Source organism: Moorena sp. SIO3H5 (genome assembly GCF_010692395.1).
GTDB lineage: Bacteria > Cyanobacteriota > Cyanobacteriia > Cyanobacteriales > Coleofasciculaceae > Moorena.
Map to the genome: position 1 here is coordinate 1 of NZ_JAAHHS010000510.1, position 4834 is coordinate 4834.

Here is a 4834-nt window from a genome sequence, read left to right on the forward strand (position 1 = left end):
TGTTTCTCCATTTGCTGGTCGCTTTAAACGCTACGACAATGTAACCGCAGATAAAGTCCTACAGATATTCCAGGAAAATGAACCATCGGGACGCACGGATTTAGCTGGTGTTTTACTTGATGCCACCAACGACTATTTTAAACGTAAGGCTAGTCGCCAAACTAAAGCAAATGGAGAAACCATCTTAGTCGTCACTGATGGCGAGCCTGATGAACGCAAAGCTGTGATGAAGGTGATCATAGAAGCATCACGGCGTATTGATGTCGATGAAGAACTAGCAATTTCCTTCATCCAAATCGGCAATGATCTCCAGGCAACTAAATTCTTAAAAATATTAGATGATGAGCTGCAAAATGCTGGGGCTAAGTTTGACATCGTAGATACCGTAACTATTGATCAGATGGAGGATATGACTCTCACTGAAGTTTTGATAAATGCTATTATTGACTAAATGATAGGAAAGGTTAGTGGGATTTATCCCGTCAGGGTTCGAGGTGCTGTAAGTTAACTGTTTCACAAATATCCATCAACAGTTAACAAACTAAGAGGAGACCTAAGTCTGGCAGTTAAGTCCCAATAAATCGGTATAAAACGGGATTTAATATTACAAAATAGACCTTGATTTTTTGATAGCGCTAGAGTATAGTTAAGATATAGGACACAGCTAGTTGATGATGCCCAAGAAAGTAGGAGTAACGAAGAAGATATCGACTCAAATCGTCCCCGTAGTGGGGATGACCAGGTCGGTTGAGCTTGAGTTGCTGTCTACGATGAAAAAGTTAGGCATTGTTAGATCTGAGTCTTACAACAAATTAGGCAGTATCAACCATTGGGGACTTGACTGGAAAAAGGCAATCCCGGAAGTAAAAAGCTTTAGAACTCCCGACAGTCTGGGGCTACCTGCCAAAATAATGGACTGGACTGTAAATGATGTAGCGAAAGCTATTACAGCTCAACAAGCGGCTTGTACAGATGCGGTAATCAAGAAGATCTACAGAAGGTTTTCTGGTAAAGACAACCAAAACACAAGAAAGGAACTTTGCAAACAGCTTAAGACCTTGGCTTTCTTGGACAAACCACTGCTGCATAGGCTTGTCAGAAAGGAGTTTCAAAGGGGTCATTCTTGGGTCAAAAATCAGATAGTTTATCAACAAGTAGGCTATAAGTGTAAACGTCTATCCCGTAATTACTATCAACTAGAATTAGCTGGATTAAAAAGGGGAAAAAGAAACAAAATAATTGTCAGATCTAACCAAAAAATAAAAGGCCAAATCAGACTAATATACAATCAAAATCTGGAAAGGTTTGAGGTTCATTTTTTAGTAGACCATGGGACTGTAGACATTCCTGGCAATCGCCGAGCCATTGGGATAGACAAGGGATACACTGAGGCTTTCTATGATTCAGATGGTCAGGCGCACGGAAAAGACTTAGGCAAAGTAGCAACCAAGAAGTCCGATCGAATATGTACTAAGAACCGCAACAGAGGGAAGCTTTGGGCGCTTCATAGAAAACTAGAAAAAATAGATCCAGCCAAGTCCGCTCAGATACTCAAAAATAACCTAAGTAGAAAAACAGAGAATCGCCGATACAGAAAAAATCAATCAGAGATTAGGGGGATTATAGGTGCCGCATCTAAGTCACTTTTTCATGTGGAATCATTAAAAGTATTTGCTGTTCGCGTAGCGTGGCCTACGGCCTCAGATTTAACACAGCCGATTAGAAATAAACGTCAGTCTAAGGCCATGTCCCGCAAGCTTAATAGTTGGATGAAAGGAGAAATGCGGGACTCCTTACGGAAATGGGCTAATTGGACTGGATCGGTTGTCATAGAAGTCCAGCCTAGTTACACGTCGCAAGTTGACTCGGTGACTGGAACCCTTTTGGGGAAAAGGAGCGGGGACAGCTTTACCAGATTTGATGGGGTCGTGTTGCAGGCTGACCACAATGCTGCTAAAAACATCCTTACTAGGGGTACAGACAAGGAAATTTCCCGGTATATGAATAAAACCGAGGTTCAAGCAGTATTGTTGCGCCGTACCGCGCGTTTCTTGAAAGGTATGGGACTGAGTCTAGCTGATGCAGTTGAGCTTGGATGGCTTGACTCCAAGCATGAGCAAAACTCGGGCTTTCAAGGAACTCCTGGTCGAGATACCAGGAAAGTCCAGATAGATTAGTGGCAGGCTTGACTCCAATTGCTGCACGACCACTCCTCACTCGGACCACAATAAATTGCACCTTGACCGTTTTATACGGGTTTGCCCCAATTAATACCGGTTTAAGAGTATCTCATGGAATCAATGGATGACTTGTTAGCTCAACTCAAAGCTGAGTATGAACAAAAAGATGCTGGTGTTCAACCGCAAGAAAAACCTCTGTTTCAGGAACAACTAGTTGATTTGCCACTAACTGATCCACCAACTAGTGAATCACCAGCGAAAATACCTGATTGGGTGTCCAATGCTCAAGATCGGGATCTGGCTGAGATGAGAACAGAGTTTGAGAAAAAAGACCAAGAAGACGCTCTCAAACAACAGCAGGAACTAGAAGCTGAACAAAAACGACTTCAGCAGCAAAAGCAAAGAGAACGAGAAGCCCTTAGTCAGCAAGCGACTGAGTGGCTAAAAAACTTAACTCCAAACTCAGCAGAAGGCTTGTGGTTTGAAGAATTTTCGGATTCCTATCCCTCCAAACTGGAGGCAGCAATTGACTATTTGCAAGCCTTAAAAGAAACTAAGTCTTGACTACGACACTAGTTAAGTATAGCAATCCTAAATCAAATCCTAAATCAATTGAGAGAATGTTTGTTCCCTGCTCCCTGCTCCCTGCTCCCTGTTCCCTGTTCCCTGTTCCCTGTTCCCTGTTCCCTTTGCTATATGTTCTAATGGTGAACAGGTAACACAGATGCTAAGCAAACTGTCAGCATTTGAAGATTAATCTCTAAGATTATTATTTTAATTTAGAATAGTAAATAGAGACAACAGTCAATCAAAAAATCCACCATTACCTAACCTGAACAGCAAGTCTAGGGTGCTGCGGTTGAAAGATGTTTTTAACAATGATTTCATAATGTTGGCATAAACGAACTGCTGCCAAGGGTCTTAGGGCAAAAATACATAGATGAGCTGTAGAAGTATTAGCTAAGCTAGATTAAGAAATCGTGGCAATTAAAGGTAAGGAGGAAATTTTTTCGTGGGAGGTTCACTCGTGGAAGACCGTGACTATACGTTAATCATCGACAAAAGCGGCAGTATGTCTAGCCCAGACTACCAAGATAGGAGCAAAAGTCGATGGCAGATTGCCCAAGAGTCTACCTTAGCAGTGGCCAGAAAATGTGAACAGCTCGATCCAGATGGGATTACGGTTTACCTGTTTTCTAGTCGCTTTAGACGGTACGATAATGTTACCTCAGATAAAGTAGAACAAATTTTCCAAGAAAATGATCCCATGGGTCGCACCGATCTCGCTGGTGTGCTAAAGGATGCCACCGATGACTACTTTAAGCGTAAAGCGGCTGGGCAAACTAAACTCAATGGGGAAACCTTCTTGGTGATAACCGATGGTGAGCCAGATGACCGCAAAGCTGTAATGCGAGTGATCATTGAAGCATCTCGGCATATAGACAAGGATGAAGAACTAGGCATTTCACTGATCCAAGTGGGCAATGATGCCATGGCAACTCGGTTTCTCAAAGCACTTGATGATGACCTTCAAGGGGCTGGGGCTCAATTTGACATCGTGGATACAGTGACTTTAGAAGACATGGAGAATATGACCTTAGCCGAGGTTCTGCTTAACGCCATTATTGATTAACCGAATAAGCGCCAAGATTCCCAATACTGAAACTCCATCCCACGACTAACTATCACGTGGGATGGCTTCTAATCAAAATAGTTTTGAAATAAAAAAAATTTTGAATTGATTGACACCATTATATTATTGAGATCAGCTGTAAAAAATCAACCGCTACATTTAGTGTAAGAATAAAACCAGCTACCCTAAATCTGCATTTTTTGAAAACAATTGAGGGATTTCCACCCCCGGAAAGGTTTGTCAGCACCTCAAAAAAAACCTTTTTCATTACTCGAATTGTAAAATTAGCCTCCCCATTTTTGCTTTAAAGATTTAGCATATAGGAGTGACTGAACTTTACGATCCCTTACATTCATTAAGGGAGGGTGATTGGTTCAAGCTCATTTGCGGAGCCAGTTTTCAACACCTCCCTGCTGTTAGAAGCCTAACCTTGGCTTACACCCTCGCCGGTGCCGATTGTATTGATGTGGCAGCTGACCCGGCGGTCATTTCGGCGGCGAAAGATGCCTTACAAGTCGCCAGCACCATGGGAAATGAAGCCAAACAGCGAGGGTTTGGATTCTGTGGCAGACCATGGCTGATGGTTAGCTTGAATGATGGGGAAGACCCCCATTTCCGAAAAGCCGAATTTGACTCGGATTTGTGTCCAGGGGACTGCCCCCGTCCCTGTGAAAAGATTTGCCCAGCACAAGCAATTACTTTCCAGAATGGCAGTGAAGCTTACTCTGGTGTCCTCGACCAACGCTGCTATGGCTGTGGTCGTTGTCTGCCAGTTTGCCCCCATCAGCTGATCACTACTCGCTCATACGTATCAGCTCCTTTTGCGATCGCACCCCTGATTCTAAGCAATGGCGTAGATGCTATAGAAATTCACACCAAAGTCGGTAATTTACCAGATTTTAAAAGACTATGGAATGCGATCGCACCCTGGTGCGCTCAACTCAAACTCCTAGCCATTAGCTGCCCAGATGGTAAAGATTTGATTGACTACCTAAAAGAAATCTACCAACTCATCCAGCCT

6 protein-coding genes are annotated in these 4834 nt (G+C 43.0%); all 6 read left to right on the forward strand.

Going from position 1 to position 4834, the window contains the following annotated elements:
• The coding region (locus F6K52_RS32465) for a hypothetical protein (protein WP_293088614.1) at positions 1–451 on the forward strand (451 nt) is incomplete at its 5' end.
• A gap of 220 nt (positions 452–671) precedes the next feature.
• Positions 672–2177, forward strand: a complete 1506-nt coding sequence (locus F6K52_RS32470) for a zinc ribbon domain-containing protein (protein ID WP_293088616.1) — start codon at positions 672–674, stop codon at positions 2175–2177.
• A gap of 114 nt (positions 2178–2291) precedes the next feature.
• Entirely contained in the window at positions 2292–2744 is a 453-nt protein-coding gene (locus tag F6K52_RS32475; RefSeq protein ID WP_293088618.1) for a hypothetical protein, read from the forward strand.
• Positions 2741–2899, forward strand: a complete 159-nt coding sequence (locus tag F6K52_RS32480; RefSeq protein WP_293088620.1) for a hypothetical protein — start codon at positions 2741–2743, stop codon at positions 2897–2899. Before F6K52_RS32475 ends, F6K52_RS32480 begins: the two co-directional genes overlap by 4 nt.
• Positions 2900–3192: 293 nt before the next feature.
• Positions 3193–3813, forward strand: a complete 621-nt coding sequence (locus F6K52_RS32485) for a VWA domain-containing protein (RefSeq protein WP_293088622.1) — start codon at positions 3193–3195, stop codon at positions 3811–3813.
• Between the two features lie 325 nt (positions 3814–4138).
• Positions 4139–4834, forward strand: a 696-nt coding sequence (locus F6K52_RS32490; protein WP_293088624.1) for an LdpA C-terminal domain-containing domain, incomplete at its 3' end; no start/stop codon positions are given.

Bases quoted from the DNA above. Each gene is read 5' to 3' on its own strand.
- F6K52_RS32470 (WP_293088616.1), top strand. From the start codon at position 672: ATGATGCCCAAGAAAGTAGGAGTAACGAAGAAGATATCGACTCAAATC.
- F6K52_RS32475 (WP_293088618.1), top strand. From the start codon at position 2,292: ATGGAATCAATGGATGACTTGTTAGCTCAACTCAAAGCTGAGTATGAA.